Consider the following 22549-nt stretch of genomic DNA (forward strand, 5'->3'; position numbering starts at 1 on the left):
ATATCGTCCCTCACCTCGTCAACATGACCAAGCGCGGCGCCGACCAGATTGGTGGCGCCGACTACACCTTCGACTGCACCGGCAACACCAAGGTGATGCGGCAGGCGCTGGAAGCCTCGCATCGCGGCTGGGGCAAGTCGGTCGTCATCGGCGTCGCCGGCGCCGGCCAGGAGATCTCGACACGGCCGTTCCAGCTGGTCACCGGCCGCACCTGGATGGGCACCGCTTTTGGCGGCGCGCGCGGCCGCACCGACGTGCCGAAAATCGTCGACTGGTACATGGACGGCAAGATCCAGATCGACCCGATGATCACCCACACGCTGAAGCTCGAGGAGATCAACAAGGGCTTCGATCTCATGCATGAGGGCAAGAGCATAAGGAGCGTGGTGGTTTACTAGGACGCGACCAGCAGGAGCGGATGCAAGTCGGCGTCCGGTCGCGTTCCACCGAATCTGCGTATGACCCGCCAAAATCGTTCAACCTTGGCGGGTCATACGAACGGCACGCCGCGGACCAACCGGCCCGTGGCCTCTGTAGTTCACAACATAGGAGGAGAAGACATGGCGGAAAAACTGCATCCGAAAATCGACAATGGGCTACCCAAGGAAAGCGCAAGCTTTACCGGCGGCACACTGGTCTGCGCTTGCACCAGCAAGCCGGTCAAGGTAAAGGTCAAGGGCCAGATCGCTCACAACCACGCCTGCGGCTGCACCAAATGCTGGAAGCCGAACGGCGCGGTGTTCTCGGTCGTCGCCGTGGCCGGCACGGGCGACGTCACGGTCACAGAGAACGGCGACAAGCTCAAGGTGGTCGATCCGGCAGCGCTCATCCAGCGTCATGCCTGCGCAGGCTGCGGCGTTCACATGCACGGACCGGTCGAGCGCGACCATCCGTTCAAGGGGCTTTCCTTCATTCATCCCGAGCGCTTCGAGGAGGACGGCTGGTCGCCGCCCGGGTTTACAGCCTTCGTGTCCTCGATCATCGAATCCGGTGTCGACCCGAAACGGATGGACGGTATTCGTGCACAGCTGAGGACCACCGGGCTGGAACCCTATGACTGCCTCGATCCGGGCCTGATGGACTATATCGCCACCTGGACGGCGAAGAAGTCCCGCGCTTTGCCGGCCTGATAGCTGTGGGATTTTCAGGTATGGGGCCGGACACGTTTCCGGCCCTGCTCTGGAAAGACACCGCTAAATCTGTGAAGCCATGAAACAATTGTGCAATCGGTTTGGCAAATCTACCGGTCAGTTAAATCGTTAGCGAAAAGTCGCGCCGGCTCTGACGCCCACACCTAAGCAGAATATGACTCTCGGCGCGATCAACTCCGGGTTGGCTGACCATATGCCGCCTATCGATTCAGGCAGGAATTAATCGGAAAAGTTCAACACATCGCTTTTTTCGCGCCTCGTTAACCGAGCGCCGCTACGAAACTTAGCTGGGTACTGATGGCGGACCGGCTATAGGCAAAGTATCGAGTCGCGTCGGACCTAGCGATAGTTTCACAATTTCATGCAATACCTTGACGAATTTATCCATTGCCTGCGATCGAATTACGTGTTCCGACAACACAATCGCAAACCCGAATTTGATGTCGGGCTTGAATTCAAGTGCAACGACGCCCGTCTCGCGGAACAAGGATGCAGTCAACGGGTCGACAACGCCGACGCCCATTCCCAGTTCAACCATCCTGCAGACCGCGTACGCCGATGTCGTCTCTACTATATTCTCTATCTTTACGTTCGACTCACTCCCGGCGGCAATAAGTGCGTGTCCGATTGTAAGTTCTTCAGCGATGCCTATTGTCCGCTCAGTTTTCAGGTCTCCGAGCGATATGCTGTCCAAACCGGATTTGGGATGTCCTGCCGGCAGAACGCATTTGCAAAAAGGTTCATACACCCGCTCGAGAATGACGCCCGGATAATCAACTGGAAATGCCGCTATTCCAACATCGATCTGTCTGCTCGACACCAGATCGAGAATCCGGAGTGAATTCTGTACCTCAAGTCTGATTTTCAGATCTGGATAGGCTGAATTCATCCTCACAATTGCCCTGGGCACAAGGTCGAGCGATGCAGCGGGAAAGGAGGCGATCCGGAGCCGGTCGTGCTTCAGATTTGCAATGTCGTTTGCTGCAGATTCAAGGTCTTGAATTCCGGAATAAATGCGCTGAACGTGCTTGAAAAAAGCCTCACCTTCGGGCGTGGCGATGATTCTTCCGGGTATTCGATCGAATAAATTGAATCCAATCGAACGTTCAAGATCCTTGATAAGGCGGCTGATGCCAGGCTGGGAGACATTAAGGAAGTGGGCAGCGTCGCTCACGCTTCCAGCCAACATCACCGCCCGATACGCCTCAATTTGATTGAACTTCATAAGCCGTTGCCCAGCACGATACCATTTAAGCCTAAGGCATCACGATACGAAAAGGCAAATCTCGGACTTCGATCTTCAAGACAAGGTGTCCTTCCTTGAAAGCGATTGACGGGAGTGGAGCAATTTTCGCCGCACACATCCAGCGTTTCAGGAAAACTCGATATCTGCTTTGAGACCACCCGTTTCGACTCGCGCAAGAGCGCCCAACTTCACTGGGCGTATCGGTGAACGGATATTATAGTATCCAACTTCGTTCGGCGACTTCCCACTAGCGTTCGCAAACAATTCGGTGACAGTGAGGCCGCAGTTGCGCCCCTGACACAGGCCCATGCCACATCGAGTGAAGAACTTCGCCTGGTTTGGCCCAGCACATCCCGAACGTGCTAACTCTGTAATCTCACCGGCAGTGATCTCTTCGCAGCGGCATATTACAGTATCCTTAAGAGCCGGAACGCGGAACTGAACTGGGGGTTGATACAGTATATCGAGAAATTTCCGCATGCCTGTAAGGCGGCGGAATTCCCTGTGGATGGAATTCGCCGTCTTCAGGTCTTGCGTGCCCTTCGCTTTTTTGGCGATGTAAAGTGCAGCGGAGCGCGCGGAATATTCCGCTGCTTTCGCTCCCATAATACGCGCACTATCACCAACGGCAAATATGTCGGGCACACTAGTCTGCCAATTGCCATCGATGACAGGGTGAAAACAGAGCTGTGAATCATCCCATTTAACTTCACACCCTAGATGTCTATAAAGTTGTATGTTGGGGACCACGCCTTGGTGGAGAAGCACGCATTCAGCTTCAATAGTTCCAGATTCCCCAGTAGTCGAATATTCGACAACCTCCGCACGGTTCGCCCCGCGAACCTTAATGTCTTTCACGTGACGCACATGGCGGATGCCTTGCGCAGAAATCGCTCGGATCATCCGGATTCCGTCAAGGATCTGGCTCAGGCTCGTGAAATCCAACTTCGCATAACGAATGGCGCGCCAATAATTCATGCGCGGGGTAGTATCGAGTACAGCTTGGACATTGGCTCCGGCCTGAGCCAATTGGCCGGCCACGAGATACAGAAGCGGACCGCAGCCTGCCAACACTATACGTCCGGCAGGGATTGCCGAGCCGACTTTCATTGCAATTTGTGCAGCGCCTGCAGTCATGACGCCGGGCAAGGTCCAGCCGGGGATTGGAAAGGGCCGTTCAAGTGCTCCGGTGGCGAGCATAATGGCGCCAGCGCTGACAGCTGCCACTTCGTCATCTCGTATAAAGTATACTATCTTGTCGGCTGATATGTGCCAAACCGCAGTATCTGTTCTCACGTCCAGTGCCATGTGGCTGGCATCTTGGAGCAGCTTTTCGCCGTTCCGATAATTTTTTCCCAGAACCGATTGCATCTTTTCGGTGAGGTTCTCGAGATTGCGGTAAATCTGCCCTCCCGGCCGAACTCCGTCGTCCAAAACGACGACGGATAGACCGAGTTTTTGCGCCTGAATTGCGCCGGCCAATCCAGCCGGTCCGGCGCCAATAACGACCAGGTCAAATCTTTCCATCATCACTGTCCTGCGTATTAATGACCATACCCGGGCGAATTTCACACCTGCACGCCAGAATGTCGCGCATACCATCTACGATTAGTCGACATTCAAAGCAGGCACCCATCATGCAATAGGGCAGGCGACGATTCCCCGACACCGGATTTGTGTTGAAATGATCGAGGTTGCTTTCTAACAGTGCCAGCGCCAGTGTTTGGCCCTTCCGGGCGGCTACGACTACGCCGTTGACCGTGATAGGCACCAGGTCGGCGGTCTCTTCTTCGAATATTGGCCGAAAGTTCATGATCTGTTCCTTGCGAAATCCGGAAAGCGGGTTTCCAAGCCCCCTTCTTCGATAGCGGTTGCCACGTCTTGAGCGTGCACAGGTGCCAACGTCACCCCGCTATGGACGTTCACCGCATACGCGTTGGGATGGGAACTCGAGCGGAGATAAAGGGGCACCCCATCCCTTGTGAACGTCCGCAAACCTGCCCAAACGCGTAAAAGTTGCGAGCTGGCCAGCTTCGGAAAACAACCGATCGCTTTCCTTGCGATACCTGAGATGACTTCTGGTGTGGTGCCACAATCCAGTCCTACGTCTTCACGAGAATCACCGAGAATAAAACCACCTGCTTCCATCTGCCTGATCGTATGGGTTGGATAATGGAGCGATCTCGGCATCTTGTTGGTTACAAGAACCTGTCCCCTGATAGGTCTGACGTCCATTTGGATGCCGACCATTGGTGCCAGATGGTTGTTTCCCAGCCCGGCGGCCAGCAACAACTTGCCACAGCTATAGGTCGATTTCCCCGCCGTAACATTGAAGTCAGTTCCTGCCGTATCGATGTGTGTCACTGCGCTGGACGCCCGATATTTTCCACCAACCGCGGCGTAGGCGGAATGCAGCGCCCGGAAGAATGCCAGAGGGTTCACAGCACCATCGAGACGTCCATAACATCCACCGACAACAGAGTTTCCAAGGTCAGGGATAATCTTATCCAGTTCCCCCCGCTCAAGCATCTCGTAGGCACCAGGCACGGGAAGGTCGCCATCGAACTGCTTTTTCATGAGCTCAGAGCGATTTTTCCACTCCGTTTCCGACATGCAAAAGTGAAAGGCGCCTTTGTCCTCCAAGCCGACGTCTACTCCGCTTAGGTCTTTCAAATGGGAGCTAAATTCCGGCCACATCTTTGCAGCTTTGCGCGAGAGCTGGGCGTAGGGTCGAAACGTATGCCCTTTGGTCTGCACCCAGATAAGGCCAAAGTTTCCTCGCGATGCACGATGGTCGCCGTCACCCCCATCGAGGACCATCACGTCAAGGCCACGCAGTCTGAGACCGATCGAAATGGAAAGTCCAACCAGGCCGCCACCGGCAACGATCACATCGAAATTTTTCCTCTGTGTGCTCATGGCTGCGATCGTCTAGCAAGCGCGTCGGCTCCTTTTGCCCCCTTGACAGCGTCGAAGGCCGCCTGTTCGCATTTCTTCAGGATTTCCTCTGTCCGTGATGCACCGTAGCCCTTCTTCGCGAAGGCAAGCGATGTCTTGCCGTCTAGGACATCCTCGAAAATCTGCTTATCGCTTCGATCCTCGATGGCACCATACCCGCCGCCGCCGGGCGTTTCGATTCTAATGCTGTCACCGGAATTGAGCACCAGATTGGATGTCTTTGAACCGAGTTCGCGTTCCTCCGCCGAACCGACATTAAACAAAATCCTTGCGCAACGCCCGTCCTGCCCCCCCCGCAGTCCGGGAGCCGGGTAGATGTGGCCATCGGAACGCACAGAAAAAATTACTCCATCTTCTGTGGCTGCGATCTGACGCGCGATGCCGAGGCCGCCCCGATATTTGCCCGCGCCGCCGCTGTCCTCGACGAGAGCGTACTCGTCCACCAGAAGTCCGTACTCGTGCTCGAGGGCTTCCACCGGTAAATTGGAAGTGTTGGTAACGTGTAGCTGTACTCCGTCCATTCCATCGACTTGTGCGGTACCTCCAGAGCCCCCACCAACGGTCTCCATGTAGACATAGGCGTCGCCGTTGCTCCGTTGGCCGGCGAAACAAACACCGGGCACGATATCCTGACCTGAAGCGATGCCGCGATCCGGCGGCAGCATTTGCGCTAGCGCTCCGATCACTGCCCGCGCGACTTTGTTGGCTGTGATCGATCGAGCACCCACAGCTGCAGGGTGGACCGGGCTCACGATGGACTTGCTTGGCGTCTTGATCGAAATCCCGTCGAATATGCCATGATTTGGCATCAAGCCTGGATCAATCATCATTTTTACGCAGTACACGATCGTCGCCTGAAGTGCGTTGAACGGCACATTCATTGCACCGGCAGCCTGCGACCCGGTACCGGAAAAATCGAAGAGCAATTTGTCATCCGACACGGCGACGCGCACGGCGATCTTCACTGGATCGTCGCCGATTCCGTCATCGTCCAGGAATGATATGAAACTGGATTCCTTGGGTGCCAGTGCAGAAAGTTGGTTGCGGAGGCGCTGGCGCGTATAGGTGAGCATATCCGCTACGATTGCGGTAAACCTAGCCTCGCCGATGTGATCAAGAAGTTCTTGCGTCATGACAACGCCGCGGTCATTCGTTGCCAGCTGCACGCCCAAATCAAGCTCGCGTTCTTTGGGATCGCGCGTGTTCAACGTAACAAGACGAACGATATCATTCTGAAGTTTGCCGCCGTGACGAATCCGAACAAGTGGGATACGAATCCCCTCTTCGAATATCGTTTGGGACGTACCGGAAATGGATCCTGGAACAACCCCGCCGACATCCGAATGGTGAGCAATATTTGCGAGGAAGAGGGCTATCCTTCCCTGATGGAAGACGGGTGACACCACAGTGATGTCAGGGAGATGGGTACCCCCGGCGACGTATGGATCGTTGCACATGAAAGCGTCGCCTTCACGGATTTCCTCAATTGGAAATTCCTGAAGCAAGCAGGAGATTGCACCGACAGTGGACCCCAGGTGCAGAGGCGTGTGATCTGTCTGGGCTAGGACTCTGCCCGAAGCATCGAACAGCCCCACCGAGCAATCGCGTCGTTCCTTGACGTTTGTGGAGAACGATGAACGCACGAGAATGTGCAGCATACTTTCGACAATCGCCATTAGGCGGTTGTTGTAAACTTCCATCGCAATCGGATCTGATACCGGTCCACTCGTACTATTTTTCGTGGTCATTTTCCTATTCTCCGGCCGCACTATTTAATTCGATGATCAAATTCCCAGCCGCGTCCACAGAGGCGACTTGTTTAGGAAAGACAATGCAGGTGGAACTCATGTCTTCTATGATTGCAGGGCCGGCAATTCGCGCCGAAACCGGAACTCTGTCACGTGCGTAAACGACCGCATTCACCCATTTTATGTCCGGATCGACGAAAAATTCGCGTCGTCCAATGACGGCCTCTTCGAGCTTTCCGTCCGGTTGCAGGGAGTTGTTGGCCTTTGCGGACGAGATTGCCGATCCCCGCACCCGAAAGTTTACGATTTCGATCTGGCGGTCGGTAAGCGCATAGCCATATTCCTTGCGATGCGCACGTTCGAATTCCTGCAAGAAGGTCTGAGCGTCGGGCAGGGAGTCTGAGAGGGGCACCTGAACCTCATGATTTTGCCCGTAGTAACGCGCCTCCAACATATTGTCGTACTGGCGCTGGGAAGTGGGAACGTCTTCACTGGCCAACCATCGCTCGGCTTCGCCACGCAAAACATCTATTTCGGCCACGATACTCGGCCACTCTTCGCAGACAAACGAGCAGATCTTGCTCTGAACGAAATCGAAGCTGGTGTCGGAGACAAGAATACCGCGAGCGCACATGGTTCCCGGTTCTTTAGGTGCGATCACCTTGGATAGGCCGCATTCGACCGCTGTTTCCACGCCGTGAAGAGGCCCGGCACCGCCAAAGGTGATGAAGGCGTAGTCGCGCATATCAATGCCACGCTGCGTGGTTACCGCCCGGATGGCGCGAGCCATGTTTGATACGGCGATACGTATTACGCCGTAGGCTGCCTGCTCCACGCTCATCCCCAACGGTTTGGCAATCTTTTCTTCGATGACACGGCGTGCGCCCTCGAAATCGATAGGCATTGTCCCGTTAAGCAGCGCAACTGGGTTCAGTCGTCCAAGGGCGACGTTGGCGTCGGTTATCGTGGGCTCTAACCCGCCTCGCATGTAGGCGACCGGCCCCGGCACGGCACCGGCGCTTCGCGGCCCCACATGCAAAGCTCCAGCATCATCGATGTACGCAATCGAGCCGCCTCCAGCACCAATCACGTGAATATCCACCATCGGAGTTTTGACGGGATAGGATGCCACTTCTCGGCTTGTGGTAAAGTGCGGCTTCCCATCGGTAATAACCGATATATCCGTGCTGGTACCGCCCACGTCGAAAGTGATCGCATTCCTATAGCCGGCCTGTGCCGCGACGGCAGCAGATCCAATTACACCGGCCGCCGGACCCGAAAGACATGTGCGAACCGGATATCGTCGAACCGTATCTATCGACATTAGCCCACCATTTGAGTGAATAGTATAAGGCTTGGCCGATATGCCAAGGCTCGTCAGTCGCTGGACGAGCCGCACCAAATAGTTTTCGAACTTAGGTCCAAGATACGCATTCATTGTTGTTGTGGAGAACCGTTCATATTCACGGAATTCAGGCAAAACGTCGCTCGACCGGCACACGAATGCGCACGGCATCAGTTCCCGTACTACCCGTTCCGCGCGAATCTCGTGTTCGGGATATAGGTAGCTGTGCAGGAAGCAGATAGAGACGGCTTCCACGCCCTCGCGGGCCAAGTATTCCACTCCGCGTCGAAGTTCGGCCTCATCGAGATCTAGCAAGAGCTTTCCTCGGACGTCGATCCGCTCCGAAACCTCGATTCTATACTGCCTTTTTGCCAACGGTGCTGACTTCACCACCCGGTAATTATATACATCGGGACGTACTTGCCTTCCGATCTCCAGGATATCTCGAAAACCCTTCGTCGTAATCTGGCCGGTTTTCGCACCACGAAGCTCGATGACCATGTTTGTACCGACGGTGGTTCCGTGACCGACAAAACCGATCTCCTCAGGTTTGAGATCATACTTGGCCAGCGCGCCAGCTAAGCCGGTCTCGATCGCTTCGGAGGGGTCGTGCGGCGTTGAGGGTTCCTTGAAGTACATAACTTCGCCGGATTGAGTGTTTACCAACACGAAGTCGGTGAAGGTTCCTCCGACGTCTATTCCCACACGTATCATACCTATTATTCCTTGATCGCGCATGGACCCGAGCGCGTAGCTCTGTCCGCTCGTTGAATTGTTTCACGTTTCAATTTTGACCTGACGTTTGACCGCCGTCGCGATTGGCCTTTGGTGAAGCTCCTGATCGTTAGAAAACCAGAATTGGGCGCAGATAGCCCATACCAATTCCATCATAGCCAACCAACGTTTGATATTAGCGGGAATTAGAGTGGCTGGTATGTTCGTCGAGACTAATATGGGAGGAGAAGGTCGAATGAATAAGTGCTCTTGGATGGCGGCGCTGGTGGGCGTCGCAGCGGTTTTGTCCGGACCTGCCTATGCCGCCGAACCGGTTCGCATTGCCTTGTTCGGCTTTGCTGCCGACAATGCCTTCACACTGGCTAGCCTTCAGGGTCTAAAAGACGCGGCGAAAGAGGCTGGAAATGTTGAAGTCGAATTTTTCGACGGTGCGTTTGACGCGACCAAACAGTACAACCAGGTAGAGGACGCTGTCGCCTCGGGGCGGTTCAATGGAATGTTGATCCTGCCTATGGGCTATTCGTCGATAGTTCCGGCCGCCGCGGAGGCGATCAAAGCAGGAATAAAATTCGGTTCGCTCGAATATGCGCTAGGCCCTGATCCTACGATAACCGACAAGTTTCAGGTCGAAGGGCTGACGACGTTTGTCGGCTACAATGTGAACAGCATTGGGATTCGACTGGCTGAAGCCACCGTGGAGGCGTGCAAGAGCAGAAACAATTGCAAGGTTGCATTGCTCGTTGGCAGCCGCTCAGCGGCTCAGGACGTTCCCAAAATCAAGGCATTCAACGAATACATTGCCAAGTTTCCTTCGATCAAGGTCGTATCGACCCAAGACACGTGGTGGGGAAGGCAACTCGGGCTAAAAGTGACACAGGACGTGCTGCAATCGAATCCTGACCTCGATGTCATCACCTCCTTTGCCGATCAGGCGGTGGCAGGTGCGCAGGTCGCACTGAGCAGCGCAGGTGTCGAGGTGGGCAGTGAGGGCGTTCAACTCATCGGCCTCGGAGGTACACGAACTGCGGTAGACGCTATTAGGGAAGGGCGCTGGTACGGCAGCTATGTGGAGATGCCGTACATGGAAGGATATCTTGGCGGCAAGAACATCATCGCAGCCGTCCGCGGTGAGAAATTTGAGCCACTCATCGATCTGGAGGCGCAGTCGCCGGTCGGTGCAGCGGTCGCCACCAAAAAGAATCTCGAGTCCCATCCTGACTGGTCATCGAAGTGGGATGGCTAGGGGCGTACGATGCAGATCGTAGTTGAGGATGTCAGCAAGCATTTTGGGGGAACCCTTGCACTACAGAACGTTTCGTTTGTAGTCCGCAGTGGAAGCATCCATGGCCTCGTCGGTGAGAATGGCGCTGGCAAGTCGACCTTGGGAAAGTTGATGGGGGGCATTCTCCAGCCAAGCTGCGGACGTTTGATCTATGATGGCGACGACGCCACGGTGTCGTCGCCGCGCGAGGCGATTGACCGCGGAATTGCTGTTGTGCAACAGGAATTAGTTCTTTGCCAGGAACTTACGGTCGCCGACAATGTCTATCTCGGTCGAGAGAGGGCGACACTCGGTTTTTTGCGAGACCGTGCGAACCTCCGAGATTTCAATGAGCTGCAGGATCAGTTCGGGTTTCACCTCGATGGGAGAGCCACGGTCGCTTCGCTGAGTATTGCGGATCAGCAGCAGGTGGAAATACTCAAGGCGCTTTCTCGAAACGCCCGACTTATTGTTTTAGACGAGCCCACATCGTCACTTACGCCCACAGAAATCGAGCGTCTGCACGCTGTGGTCAAGAGATTAGCAAAGGACCGCGGGACCACCTTTATATACGTTTCCCACTTTATCGATCACATACTTACAATCTGCGACACTCTGACGGTCCTTCGAAACGGAAAACATGTACAAACTGGACCGACAGGTGACCAATCAAGGGCGTCGCTGGTTTCGGCGATGCTGGGACGCGAACTTTCCGACGTTTATCCGCCCAAGAAGCCTCCGCCGGTATCAAGCGCGGTCAAATTGTCCACGCATGGTTTGACCAGAAAACCGGCATTTGAAGACGTCAACATCCACGCAAAGGCGGGAGAAATCGTCGGAATAGCGGGACTTGTCGGAAGTGGGCGAACTGAAGTCTTGCGGTGCATTTTTGGTGCTGATGCTTCTCAAAGCGGCACGCTTGCGCTCGATGGCTGCCCGGTTGGCAAACATTCGCCTATTAGGGCGATCCACAATGGACTCGCCATGGTGCCCGAAAGTAGACGCACACAGGGATTGTTTCTCGACCATTCGATCACAGAAAACATCGCGCTTGTGAATTTTGCTGAACTTCGGCCCTTTGGCTTCATAAGCCGCACGAAGGAACGTGAAGAGATCCGCAAATGGGCTGATACCTTAAGCATCAAATGCCCTTCCACGGAGGTATCAGTTTCCTCCCTTTCAGGCGGCAACCAGCAAAAGGTGCTTTTCGCAAAATGGCTGGCCGCGAACCCGTCGATTGTACTCCTTGATGAGCCTACACGCGGTGTGGACATCGGGGCGAAATCCGAAATTTACAATCTGATTGCCGGACTTGCTGAGCGTGGGATTGCAGTACTGATCGTGTCGTCAGAACTTGAGGAGCTGGTCGGACTTTGCCACCGGATTTATATCATGCGTGAGGGAAGGCTGATTGGCGAACGATCCCTAGACGAAATCGAGATCGGGGAAATCCTTCATGCAAGCCTCGGCGTATCTGAAAGTCGGCCAAATTCTAACGGGTGATGACCAATGTGTGCAACCACTGTATCTGAAAAGATGGCAAGACGCGCCTCGATCAAAACCTACGGGCTGAGGCTGCTGAAGGATTACGCTATCCTCACTGCTTTAATTCTCGCGATCTTCGTCTTGGCAATCGTGGAGCCTGCATTTCTCACACCGAGGAATATGCGAAACCTGCTCGACCAAAACGCTGGCGTCGGAATCATCGCATGTGGAATGACCTTTGTCATCATCGCGCGCGGTTTCGACCTCTCAGTGTCGGCGACATTTGCGTTAGCGGGAATTGCCTCTGCCCTTGTGGCCAATGCAACGACGCCGGCCCTTGGGCTGCTTGCGGGGCTGATGTTCGGCACTGTGATTGGCTTGGCCAATGGAGTTCTTATCGCCAGACTTCAACTCAATTCGTTCCTGATCACCTTGGCTTCCAGCATAGTAATCCGGGGACTCGGCATCGCCATCTCCGGCGGATATCTTATCAGTGTAACAGAACAATCCTATTCAGGTCTGGGCCTGGGGGGTATTTATGGGATCACCTATCCAATCATCATTTTCATCGCCTTCGTGATCGTCTCATTGCTCGCGCTTCACTGCACCCAGTATGGACGCTACATATTTGCGGTCGGTGGAAACGAAGAAGCGGCGCTTCTGTCAGGTGTACGGACGAAAGTCATTAAGGGTTCAACTTTCGCAGTCGCCGGATTTGCCGCGGCACTTGCCGGCATCCTGCTGTCTTCGAAGGTGTCCACTGGCATTCCCAATAGTGGTGCTGGACTTGAACTTCAGGCGATTGCGGCGGTCGTTCTCGGAGGGACATCGATCGCCGGCGGCGCGGGCGCGATTTGGCGGACGGTTGTCGGCGTGTTTCTTTTGGCGATCATCAATAACGCCTTCAACATCATGAATCTCGAGGCATATCTCAGGGACATGATGACTGGCACCATCATCATTCTAGCGGTGGCAACCAACACGCTCACCGGTCGTAAGTAAAACGAGGCGGATTTCAAATGACTATAAGCAACACTGCTGTCGGAACAAAGCGGTATAGAATTGCGGCCGACATCGGAGGCACGTTTACTGATGTCGTCGTTCAGGATACTCTAACCGGCGAATTTCGCGCGGCGAAGTACCCGACGACACCCAGCGATCTATCAGAAGGCATTTTGCGCGCCTTCGGCCAAATCATCGATGATTTTTCTGATGTCGAGTTCGCGGTACACGGAACGACACAAGGATTAAATGCGCTGCTTTCTCGCTCCGGCAGCAGGATAATGCTTCTGACGACCGCCGGTGCTCGCGACAGCTTCTTCATTATGCGGGGGTCGCGACCACGCAATGAAATGTATAACAACAAGTTTCAGCGTTCTGAGCAACTCGTGCGCCGACGGGATACACTGGAGATAGGAGGTCGTCTTGACTATCAGGGCAAGGAAATAGCAAAGCTAAAGTCGGAGGACCTAGAAACTGCAGTCGAACATGCCAAAGCAAATGGGATCCAATCGGTCGCGGTCTGCTTCCTGTTCAGTTTCAAAAACCCCGACCATGAGATCGCTGCTCGAGAATTCTTGGAGCAAAACCTGCCTGGTATCTCAGTATCTCTCTCGCATGAAGTCGCGCGGGAGTGGCGTGAAGCAGAACGAGCAGCATCAACCGTCGCCGACGCGTACATCAGCCCAGTGGTTCGACGATATCTCGGTATCATAGAATCGCGCCTGGAGGAGAGAGGGCTTGCAGTACCTCTTTTCGTAACGCGATCCAGCGGGGGGCTGATGTCGATCAAACAGGCAAGCAAGCAGCCCATTCAGACCCTGTTCTCAGGCCCCGTCGGTGGCATTATTGGCGCGTCGGAAATGACGGGGCGTTTCCGTACCCCCAACATCATATGCGCGGACGTCGGTGGCACCAGCTTTGATGTGAGTCTCGTCGTTGACGGTAAGCCGCGGGTGGTCAATCAGACCACTCTCTCCGGAATGGACATCATTATGCCCGTGGTTGACATAGAGTCGATCGGGGCGGGAGCTGGCTCGATTGCGTATATCGAGTCGGGCGGCCTTCGTGTTGGCCCTGAGAGCGCCGGCGCTGAACCTGGACCAGCCTGTTATGGAAAAGGTGGGAAAGAACCGACGGTCACAGACGCGCAGGTATTTTTGAATCGCTTCCAGCCACGGACAGAACTGGGCGGGGCGGTTCGGGTCGACCGAGCAAAAGCGGAGGAGTCGCTTAGCGAGATAGCGAGGTCACTTGGAATAGACGCGGAGACGCTTGCGGAGGGCATATTGGACATCACCAACGCCAAGATGGCCGATGCGATCCGGAGGATTACAGTTGAACAGGGTATCGAACCGCGAGATTTCTCTATCGTCGCGTTTGGGGGTGCCGGGGCGATGCATGCCGCCTTTATAGCGGAGGCCTTGGAGGTTACCGACGTCGTGGTTCCACCGCTTGCGGGGGTATTCTCTGCATGGGGAATGCTGCATTCGCCCATGCGCCACGATCTCGCTCTCCCATTCAACAGATTTATGCGGGATTTGGACGAAGACGAGATCTACCGGAGTTTCGAAGACCAAGCAAGCTTAGCAAAGGCCCACCTCGACGCCGAAACAGGCGGTTCCCCCGAAATAGACTACCAATATCTTCTTGATCTACGGTATGATGGGCAGGAGTATACTGTGACGGTTGAAATACCGCAGAGCAGAACATCCATCTCCGAAATTTCTGAAATCTTCCATGAGGCCTATAACCAACGTTACGGCCATTCCCATCGCAATTCACCTGTCGAAATTGTCTCACTGCGTTTGGTAGCCACAGTGCCCATGGGAAAGCACCTTGCTTCAGATAACCCTCCCAAGCGGGCGACCCAGCTCAAGCATTCCGAACGCGATGTAATGTTCCGGGGCAGATGGGTGAGAACGCGCATTTTCGATGGGGACGATTTGTCTCTTGGGGATGAACTGGATGGTCCGCTGATTGTGGATACTGGTCTTTCCACCATTGTGGTCCCACCCGGGTCTCGCCTTATCGTAGAAGCGCAGAAGGTGATGCGCATCCATGTTGGCTCGATGCGTTGAATTTCCGCCGCCACATCGCTTAGGTCGGCGTATCCGTACAAATGAGGCAGTTCGCCATATCAATTTTGAGGTGGCCGCTGAAGGTTTGATACTAGCGGGTTTCGGAACCACGGCTAAGCTCAAAAAAATACAACGGAGCTAAGGCAGCGGGCGAAATCACACGACGTATTTTAACGTGGTCGGGGGCGATATCTGGCTGGGGGGCATGGAAGTGCATGCTCGCGGATCGCTGCGTCTATGTGGCCTGCGCTTCATTGTTTACCGGACAACTAAACCCGGCGTCAGCGTACTCTGCCGGCGCCTGCCAACACCACGAAGTCGGAGAAGATCTATGGAACGTAGGCTGGAAGGCAAGACGGCCGTCGTAACGGGAGGCGCAAACGGCATCGGGAAGGCATGTTGCAAACGGCTGGCCCTTGAAGGTGCGAACATTGTAATTGCTGATATTGCCGCAGCAGACGAGGCCATTTTAGACGTGGAGCGCGCGGGCGGCAATGCCCTCGCGCAACGCTGTGATCTATCGTCAGCCGAGGACGTTGCTCGGCTGCGGGAAAAGGTCGATGGAAGATTCGGCGGCTGCGACGTTCTTGTTCACAATGCCGGTATCTATCCGAATACGCCGGTCGAGGAGATTACGTTCGACGAGTGGCGAAAAGTCCTGACTATCAACCTCGACTCGATGTTTCACCTTACCCAAGCCTTTTTGCCGAACATGAAGTCGAAGGCCTGGGGGCGCATCATCGCCATGTCATCCACGGTCTTTCATTCCGGCATTCCCGGATATTGCCACTACTCGGCAAGCAAGGCGGGGCTTATCGGCTTCGTGCGGTCTCTTGCGTCCGAGGTCGGCCAGTTCGGAATAACAGCCAATGCCATTGCGCCCGGCCTGGTGCGCACCGGGACCACCGAGGGTCGCCTCGAACGCCAATGGTTCGACCAGACCGTCGATCAGCAGGCGATCAAACGCACGGGCGAGCCCGCCGACCTTGTCGGACCGCTTGCCTTCCTCGCTTCGGACGATGCAGCTTTCGTCACAGGCCAGACGCTCCTCGTCGATGGAGGCTGGCGTTTCGTATGAGCACATACCGTTTGGGGACAAGGGGAACAAAAATGAATCGCATGTTTCTAAAAGCGATCTTTCCACATTCTTAAGGTTGGTGGCCGGCGCCGCCCTTGCTCAGAAAAATCAGCTGAACATCTACAATTGGTCGGATAATCCTCCCCGTGAATAAGGGGCTTCTTCCGAAAAGCGACTGCGCTTCATGTTCTGGCCCTCTCAATAGGCCACAACGAACTTCAATCCGGGTTAGATCGCAGGGGCAACGTCAACGCGCCTTTCCCAAAACCAGTCTTATTTGTCCAGCGCAACCAAACCAAATTTGGTTCGAAATCACTCATATCAATTTCATCGAGGCTGCCCAAGGTTTGATATTAGCAGGCCCCGGCCCATCACTGCTATCGTTGCTCTGCTTCTGAAGACGAATTGACGACATTAAGCGTATAATTTGCCTAGCGTGTATACGACGCTCGGTGCCCGTTTCTCACCGGTGAACGGGTCGACGAGCGACGGAAGCGGAAGTTTTGGGAGTAGAAGGCAGATCATGCGCATCATTGTAGGCCGATGGGAGGGTATATAGTGAATCCTATCACTGTTGAAATTGTGAGGAACGGATTGATATCCGCCGCCGAAGAAATGAACGCGATGCTGATACGCTCTGCGTTCACCCCTATTATCTATGAGATGAAGGATTGCGCTGTCGCGATACTGGATCGCGATCATAAGGTTCTCGGCCAATCGTCGGGCCTTCCGATATTCCTCGGCAATCTTGAGATCTGCAGTGAATATACGGAACGAAAATTTGGAAAGCGGGTGTGGCGGGAAGGCGACATCTGGGCGCTGAATGACACCTATGTAGTCGGGACTCATCTCAATGACGTCTCTGTTTACGCGCCCATCTTTTTCAAGGGTGAACTCTTTGGTTTCGCTGTTTCCCGAGCCCATTGGCTGGATATTGGGGGCAAGGATCCAGGGCAGTCCTTCGACTCTACCGAGATATTCCAGGAGGGCCTACGCCTTCCGCCCACCCGCGTGGTAATTGAGGGTCAAATCAATCCCGACGTTGTTGACATAATCGAGGCCAATACCCGTTTGCCCAAGGGCGTGATAGGGGATCTTAAGGCGCAGATTGCGGCCGCGAATGTCGGGTCTCGCCGCATTGTTGAACTGCTTGAAAAGTTTGGCGTCGATGTTGTTGAGAAGGCCAAGGGGATAGTCTTCGATCAAACTGAAAGCTTCGAGCGCGCAGCTATCGAAGCGATACCCGACGGGAAATACTCGGCGGAAGGGTATGTCGACGATGACGGATTGGGGAATGGTCCGCTTTACGTGAAGATGACGGTCGCCGTTAAAGGTAGCGATATCGAAATCGATGTAACCGAGGCTAGCGATCAAACCCTTGGGCCGATCAATAGCGGAAAATCCCAGACGGTCTCAGCATGTCGCGTTGGATTCAAATATCTGTTTGCATCGGACAAGCCGGTTAATGGCGGGTCGTTTCGATCGCTATCGGTGAAGGTTCGCGACGGATCATTTCTTGCCTGTACCAGTCCTGCGGCTGCAAATTGGTATTTCAGTTCTCTGGGATTGCAAATCGACCTCTTGGCGCGAGCGCTAGCTGATGCGATCCCAGGTGTAGTAACGGCCGCTGACTATGGCGATTCAAACCCGGTGATCATGTCGGGCACGGATCCACGCACTGAAGGTATTTTCATTGATTTCGAGTGCCACGTCGGTGGCTGGGGGGCGTTTCGTGGTCAAGACGGCGTCTCCGCACTGATCAACAAGGTCAACGGTGGTCTAAAAGACATTCCAATAGAAGTTTGCGAAACGCGTTACCCACTCAGGATCAGAGAGTACTCCCTTCGCTCAGATTCGGGTGGGGCTGGAGAGTGGCGCGGCGGTTGTGGCATTAACAAGACCTATGAAATGTTGTCCGACCAATGCGCTGCTGGCTTTTGGTGGGAACGGTCGGTCACGCCAGCCTGGGGCCTGTTTGGCGGTAAGGATGGGCAACCGCCGTCGGTAACGGTCAAATCCTCGCTTTCGGGAGAAATCAAGCGCTTGAAAGCCAATGGGATTAAGCTGAAGTCCGGCGACCTGATCACATGCCGGTCCGGTGGCGGTGGCGGATATGGCCATCCTTCCCTTCGGGACAGGAAAGCAATTGAAGAGGACATCGCAGACGGGTTCATCACCGTAGAAGGTGCAATGCAAGATTACGGTTACAAGCCGAATCCCTGACCTGGGTTTTTCGAACCGCAACCCATCTAATCTAATAATTCCGGCCCAAAGACCGGCGTGGAGGTAATATGCCTGATCAAAACAGAACTTCGAAAAACAGAACCCTCATGGATGTCGACAAACAGTCCCTGATCCATCCGTACACGAATTTGGCTGATCACCAGCGTGCCGGTCCGCTGATCATCGAGCGTGGTGAAGGCATCCACGTTATCGATGAAAACGGCAAGAGCTACATTGAGGGGCTCGCGGGCCTGTGGAGCACTGCACTTGGATTCAGTGAACCCGAGTTAGCCGCTGCGGCTGCCGAGCAATTTAAGAAACTGCCGACCTACCACAGCTTCAATGGCATGGCGACGCGGCCGATGATCGAGCTCGCTGATCGTCTCAAAGATATGGTACCAATATCTGATGGACGTGTTTTCTTTGCCAATTCCGGTTCTGAAATCAACGACACGGTTATCAAACTGATCTGGTACGCCAATAATATTCTCGATCGTCCTGAGAAGAAAAAAATCATAACGCGGAAGCGCAGCTATCACGGCGTGACGCTCGCGACCGCGTCTATGACTGGTTTGGAATTTTGCCACGGTGGTTTCGATCTGCCGCTGGATCGCTTTCTCAAATGCATGTGCCCAGATTATTATCGCGAGGGCCTGCCGGGAGAGACCGAAGAGCAGTTTTCTGAACGTTGTGCGGATGATCTTAAAAGTCTGATCGAATACGAAGGTGCGGATACGATTGCGGCCTTCTTCGCCGATCCCGTGATTGCGGGCGGCGGTGTTTTGCCACCGCCGGCTGGTTACTTCGAAAAGGTTCAAAAGATTCTGGAAGAGAGTGATATCCTCTTCGTCGCCGACGAGGTTATCTGCGGTTTCGGGCGGACCGGTAACGCATTTGCATCTGACACCTACAATCTAAGGCCGGACGTCATTACTGTCGCAAAGGCTCTGTCTTCCGCTTATCTGCCGATCTCGGCCGCTATCGTGGCCCCAGTTATTTGGGAAGTGCTCTTAAGCGGCAGCGAGAAATACGGCGTGTTCGCTCACGGCTTTACATATGGGGGGCATCCCGTGGCCGCAGCGGTCGCGCTTAGGACGCTCGAAATCTATAAAGAAAGATCGATTTTTCAGCACGTCCAGTCTGTCGCGGACCACTTTGCTCGACGCATCAATTCATTCGCTAGCCATCCTATGGTCGGGGACGTTCGACGGGTCGGCCTGCTCGGCGGGATTGAGTTCTCACCTCACCCCGCGACAAAGGCGCAATTCGACAAGTCGATGACTGTAGGCGCATTTTGTAGTCAGCGATGCCAGGATCATGGACTGATTATCAGGAATATGGGGGACATTATCGCTTTTTGCCCTCCGCTGATCATATCAGAATCCGAGATCAACGAGATGTTCCAGAGGTTTGAGGCCGCCTTGGCTGAAACTTGGCAAATGGTACAGAACTATGGATAGAGTTAAAGAACCAGATACCGATACCTCGGGATCGAATTGGAAGCATCCTCCGCTGGGGATGTACGTCGATGGTGAGTTTATCGAGTCCAGTTCAGCGCCACCGTTGGAAGTGATAAACCCGGCTGACGAGGCCGTGCTGGGTATCCTGCCCTCAGCCACTTCACAACTGCTGCAAAAGGCGCTCTATTCGGCGGAGCGAGCTTTTGAAACTTGGCCTCGTTTCTCGCCCGAAATTCGTAAGGAGGTGTTGGAAAGGGCAGCCGATATTCTCTCGGAAAGGGCGGTGTCAATTGCGCTGTCTATCGTTTTGGAACAGGGCAAGCCGCTGAACCAGGCCAGGCTTGAAGTTAGCCGCGTTGTCGATCTCTTCCGATATTATGCACGGCTGGCGTTAGAACTTCACGATGGTTATCTCGGGGATCAACAGCAACCAGTCAGGCGTTCGTCCAAACCAGTGCCAATCGGTGTCGTGGCAGCTTTCACTGCCTGGAATTTTCCTCTGGTGCTGCCGGGGCGGAAGCTCGCGATGGCGCTAGCCGCCGGCTGCCCGGTCATCTTGAAGGCAGCCGAAGAAACGCCAACGGCTGCAATTGAGCTCGTACGGGCTTTGCAGGAAGCAGGTTTGCCAACCGGCTATCTTCATCTCGTGTTTGGCAATCCTGCTGATATTTCAAGGGAGCTGATTGCATCGCCCGTAGTTCGAAAAATCTCGCTTACCGGTTCGATCCCAGTCGGTAAATCCCTTGCACGACTGGCGGCGGAGGGGATGAAACCCGCGAGCATGGAATTGGGTGGGCACTCAGCCGCGCTTGTCTTCGCAGATGCCGATATTGATGCTGCAGCAAGTGAACTTGCTGCAGCCAAATTTGCGAACGCTGGCCAAGTTTGCACTGCGCCTAGTCGACTTTTCATCGAAATGCCAGCTTATGACAGGTTCGTAGACGCGTTCTTAGGGAAAGTTAAGAGCTTAAGGATCGGAAATGGGCTGGATCCCGATACAGATTTAGGTCCACTCGCGCATTCGCGTAGAATTGATGCCACGGTCGGGGTGGTAGAAGACGCGATAGCTGGCGGGGCTCAGATCATCACCGGTGGCAATAGGATCAGGGGGCCGGGCTATTTCTTCGAACCTACAGTCCTGTGCAATGTGGCCCCCGGCAGCCAAATTTTGCGCGACGAGTATTTCGCGCCGCTCGCGCCGATCAACGGGTTCAACAATGAGATGCAAGCGGTGAGCATGGCGAACGCCCTGCCTTATGGACTAGCCGCTTACGTCTATACGCAATCACCTGAGCGCATCGACCGCCTGATTGAAAATTTGGAAGCGGGTGGCATCTTCGTCAACACTACCTCGACGGTCACCGAATTCACACCGTTTTGTGGCGTCAAGGAGAGCGGCTACGGATACGAGGGTGGGCGCAGGGGGCTTGATACATTCGTGCATTACCGGCTGGTCAACAGCATTCGAAATTAACAATCCATGTTGTTAAATTTGCCACAGATATCATGGGAATAACGAGAATGCGATCATGAATAGCGTTGCAAAACGGCAAACCGGATTTTGGTGGGATGAGAAATGTTTTTGGCATTCGGGCGGCAACTTCGCCTTCCTCATGCCGGTCGGCGGCTTGGTGCAGCCACTTTCCGCTGGTGGCCTCCCAGAGAATCCCGAGACCAAACGTCGTCTCAAAAACCTGTTGCACGTCACCGGGCTGATTCAAGAACTTTCCGTTTCCTCAACGCCGCTTGCGACCGAGGAAGAACTTCGACGCGTGCACTCGGCGACTTACCTCAAAGCCTTCAAAGGGCTTTCTGACGATAAAGGCGGTGACCTCGGTGAACACACCCCGTTCGGTCCCGGCGGTTACGAGATAGCCGCGCTTTCGGCCGGCCTTGCGACAGCCGCACTTCGCGACGTCCTTTCCGGCAATCAGAAAAACGCCTATGCGCTCTCCCGTCCGCCCGGACACCATTGTCTGCCCGACAAACCAATGGGTTATTGCCTGCTCGCTAACATCGCCATTGCAGCGGAAGCCGCGATCGCAGAGAAGCGGGTGGAACGGGTCGCCATCATCGATTGGGACGTCCACCACGGCAACGGTACGGAAGCGATCTTCTATGACCGATCTGATGTGCTGACGATATCGCTGCATCAGGAAAACAACTATCCCCGCGAATCCGGCAACATACACCACCGCGGCAGGGGCGACGGTGAGGGCTACAACATCAATATCCCGATGGTACCGGGCACCGGGCACCGTGGTTATATTCATGCTTTTGAACACATCGTCCTCCCCGCACTCCGAGCTTACCAACCGAACGCGATTGTCGTTGCCTGCGGCTTCGATGCATCCGGCGTAGATCCGCTCTCGCGTATGCTGGCCTCGTCGACGACTTTTGCTGAAATGACCCGCATGACCATGCAGGCTGCCGACTACCTCTGTTGCGGCCGGTTAGTGCTTGTACATGAAGGCGGCTATTCCGAAGCGCATGTACCGTTCTGCGGGCACGCTGTCATCGCTGCCCTTGCTGGTTCAGATATTGTTGCGCCTGATCCCCTGGAGGTCCGGCTTGATTTTCAGCAACCCAATCCGGAACTTACCGCCTACCAACTTAGCCTCATCGACCGAATGGTCGAGGTCTTCGCCAAGAAATTGTATTGAACCTGAAGCAGTCAACAGACAACGCGTCGAACGCCGGGGACCGTGGTTCCAGCAACTGCGTAAGCGCACTCTCGCTCTCGCACGAAAGATCGACTTCGAACAGGGATGAACGAACT

The 22549-nt window shown here is 54.7% G+C and carries 17 protein-coding genes; 11 read left to right on the top strand and 6 right to left on the bottom strand.

The window, feature by feature from the left end; translation table 11 throughout:
• Both EN745_RS06310 and gfa read left to right on the top strand, forming a co-directional pair.
• Positions 1–398: zinc-binding dehydrogenase (locus EN745_RS06310; RefSeq protein ID WP_145991985.1), on the top strand; the 398-nt coding region annotated here is incomplete at its 5' end.
• A gap of 162 nt (positions 399–560) precedes the next feature.
• A complete protein-coding gene (gene gfa, locus EN745_RS06315) occupies positions 561–1130 on the top strand; it encodes an S-(hydroxymethyl)glutathione synthase (RefSeq protein WP_127420787.1) in 570 nt (189 codons plus the stop codon).
• A 304-nt stretch (positions 1131–1434) separates the two neighbouring features.
• Here the strand turns inward: gfa and EN745_RS06320 are convergent, their stop codons facing one another.
• The 6 genes from EN745_RS06320 to EN745_RS06345 form a co-directional block, all read right to left on the bottom strand.
• Positions 1435–2376 (bottom strand): LysR substrate-binding domain-containing protein, encoded by a 942-nt coding sequence (locus tag EN745_RS06320; RefSeq protein ID WP_127420788.1) that lies wholly within the window; start codon positions 2374–2376, stop codon positions 1435–1437.
• Between the two features lie 147 nt (positions 2377–2523).
• Complete coding sequence (locus EN745_RS06325) at positions 2524–3924, bottom strand: NAD(P)/FAD-dependent oxidoreductase (RefSeq protein WP_189362971.1); 1401 nt, start codon at positions 3922–3924, stop codon at positions 2524–2526.
• Positions 3911–4210, bottom strand: coding sequence for a (2Fe-2S)-binding protein (locus EN745_RS06330; protein ID WP_210213730.1), 300 nt, complete (start codon positions 4208–4210; stop codon positions 3911–3913). Before EN745_RS06330 ends, EN745_RS06325 begins: the two co-directional genes overlap by 14 nt.
• Complete coding sequence (locus EN745_RS06335; protein ID WP_127420790.1) at positions 4207–5316, bottom strand: FAD-dependent oxidoreductase; 1110 nt, start codon at positions 5314–5316, stop codon at positions 4207–4209. Before EN745_RS06335 ends, EN745_RS06330 begins: the two co-directional genes overlap by 4 nt.
• On the bottom strand, positions 5313–7103 hold the full coding sequence (locus EN745_RS06340; protein WP_127420791.1) for a hydantoinase B/oxoprolinase family protein: 1791 nt from the start codon (positions 7101–7103) through the stop codon (positions 5313–5315). The genes EN745_RS06335 and EN745_RS06340 overlap by 4 nt, the downstream gene beginning before the upstream one ends.
• Positions 7104–7107: 4 nt before the next feature.
• Positions 7108–9162, bottom strand: coding sequence for a hydantoinase/oxoprolinase family protein (locus EN745_RS06345; RefSeq protein WP_127420792.1), 2055 nt, complete (start codon positions 9160–9162; stop codon positions 7108–7110).
• Between the two features lie 274 nt (positions 9163–9436).
• Between EN745_RS06345 and EN745_RS06350 the strand changes: the two genes are divergently transcribed.
• From EN745_RS06350 to EN745_RS06390, 9 genes are all read left to right on the top strand, one after another.
• Entirely contained in the window at positions 9437–10426 is a 990-nt protein-coding gene (locus tag EN745_RS06350) for a sugar ABC transporter substrate-binding protein (RefSeq protein ID WP_189362972.1), read from the top strand.
• A gap of 9 nt (positions 10427–10435) precedes the next feature.
• On the top strand, positions 10436–11947 hold the full coding sequence (locus EN745_RS06355; protein WP_127420794.1) for a sugar ABC transporter ATP-binding protein: 1512 nt from the start codon (positions 10436–10438) through the stop codon (positions 11945–11947).
• A gap of 6 nt (positions 11948–11953) precedes the next feature.
• Entirely contained in the window at positions 11954–12931 is a 978-nt protein-coding gene (locus tag EN745_RS06360) for an ABC transporter permease (protein WP_127420795.1), read from the top strand.
• A 17-nt stretch (positions 12932–12948) separates the two neighbouring features.
• Positions 12949–15009 carry a hydantoinase/oxoprolinase family protein gene (locus tag EN745_RS06365; protein WP_127420796.1) on the top strand — a complete coding sequence of 687 codons (2061 nt, stop codon included), beginning with the start codon at positions 12949–12951 and terminating at the stop codon, positions 15007–15009.
• A gap of 331 nt (positions 15010–15340) precedes the next feature.
• Positions 15341–16087 carry an SDR family NAD(P)-dependent oxidoreductase gene (locus EN745_RS06370; RefSeq protein WP_127420797.1) on the top strand — a complete coding sequence of 249 codons (747 nt, stop codon included), beginning with the start codon at positions 15341–15343 and terminating at the stop codon, positions 16085–16087.
• 558 nt (positions 16088–16645) lie between these two features.
• The gene (locus tag EN745_RS06375) at positions 16646–18310 is read left to right on the top strand and encodes a hydantoinase B/oxoprolinase family protein (RefSeq protein ID WP_210213731.1); all 1665 of its coding nucleotides are present in this window, start codon (positions 16646–16648) and stop codon (positions 18308–18310) included.
• A gap of 68 nt (positions 18311–18378) precedes the next feature.
• Entirely contained in the window at positions 18379–19770 is a 1392-nt protein-coding gene (locus EN745_RS06380; RefSeq protein WP_281034762.1) for an aminotransferase, read from the top strand.
• Positions 19763–21244, top strand: a complete 1482-nt coding sequence (locus EN745_RS06385) for an aldehyde dehydrogenase family protein (RefSeq protein ID WP_127420800.1) — start codon at positions 19763–19765, stop codon at positions 21242–21244. The genes EN745_RS06380 and EN745_RS06385 overlap by 8 nt, the downstream gene beginning before the upstream one ends.
• Before the next feature lie 55 nt (positions 21245–21299).
• Complete coding sequence (locus tag EN745_RS06390; protein WP_127420801.1) at positions 21300–22433, top strand: class II histone deacetylase; 1134 nt, start codon at positions 21300–21302, stop codon at positions 22431–22433.
• Positions 22434–22549 lie beyond the last annotated feature (116 nt).

The organism is Mesorhizobium sp. M4A.F.Ca.ET.022.05.2.1 (assembly GCF_003998845.1).
Classification (GTDB): Bacteria; Pseudomonadota; Alphaproteobacteria; order Rhizobiales; family Rhizobiaceae; genus Mesorhizobium.

What these genes read in the sequence shown, in the direction of transcription:
- EN745_RS06335 (WP_127420790.1), bottom strand. Translation starts at nt 5,316, where the DNA reads ATGAGCACACAGAGGAAAAATTTCGATGTGATCGTTGCCGGTGGCGGC.
- EN745_RS06360 (WP_127420795.1), top strand. Translation starts at nt 11,954, where the DNA reads ATGTGTGCAACCACTGTATCTGAAAAGATGGCAAGACGCGCCTCGATC.
- EN745_RS06365 (WP_127420796.1), top strand. Translation starts at nt 12,949, where the DNA reads ATGACTATAAGCAACACTGCTGTCGGAACAAAGCGGTATAGAATTGCG.
- EN745_RS06385 (WP_127420800.1), top strand. Translation starts at nt 19,763, where the DNA reads ATGGATAGAGTTAAAGAACCAGATACCGATACCTCGGGATCGAATTGG.
- EN745_RS06340 (WP_127420791.1), bottom strand. Translation starts at nt 7,103, where the DNA reads ATGACCACGAAAAATAGTACGAGTGGACCGGTATCAGATCCGATTGCG.
- EN745_RS06330 (WP_210213730.1), bottom strand. Translation starts at nt 4,210, where the DNA reads ATGAACTTTCGGCCAATATTCGAAGAAGAGACCGCCGACCTGGTGCCT.
- EN745_RS06380 (WP_281034762.1), top strand. Translation starts at nt 18,379, where the DNA reads ATGCCTGATCAAAACAGAACTTCGAAAAACAGAACCCTCATGGATGTC.
- gfa (WP_127420787.1), top strand. Translation starts at nt 561, where the DNA reads ATGGCGGAAAAACTGCATCCGAAAATCGACAATGGGCTACCCAAGGAA.
- EN745_RS06345 (WP_127420792.1), bottom strand. Translation starts at nt 9,162, where the DNA reads ATGATACGTGTGGGAATAGACGTCGGAGGAACCTTCACCGACTTCGTG.
- EN745_RS06350 (WP_189362972.1), top strand. Translation starts at nt 9,437, where the DNA reads ATGGCGGCGCTGGTGGGCGTCGCAGCGGTTTTGTCCGGACCTGCCTAT.
- EN745_RS06320 (WP_127420788.1), bottom strand. Translation starts at nt 2,376, where the DNA reads ATGAAGTTCAATCAAATTGAGGCGTATCGGGCGGTGATGTTGGCTGGA.
- EN745_RS06355 (WP_127420794.1), top strand. Translation starts at nt 10,436, where the DNA reads ATGCAGATCGTAGTTGAGGATGTCAGCAAGCATTTTGGGGGAACCCTT.
- EN745_RS06325 (WP_189362971.1), bottom strand. Translation starts at nt 3,924, where the DNA reads ATGGAAAGATTTGACCTGGTCGTTATTGGCGCCGGACCGGCTGGATTG.
- EN745_RS06390 (WP_127420801.1), top strand. Translation starts at nt 21,300, where the DNA reads ATGAATAGCGTTGCAAAACGGCAAACCGGATTTTGGTGGGATGAGAAA.
- EN745_RS06370 (WP_127420797.1), top strand. Translation starts at nt 15,341, where the DNA reads ATGGAACGTAGGCTGGAAGGCAAGACGGCCGTCGTAACGGGAGGCGCA.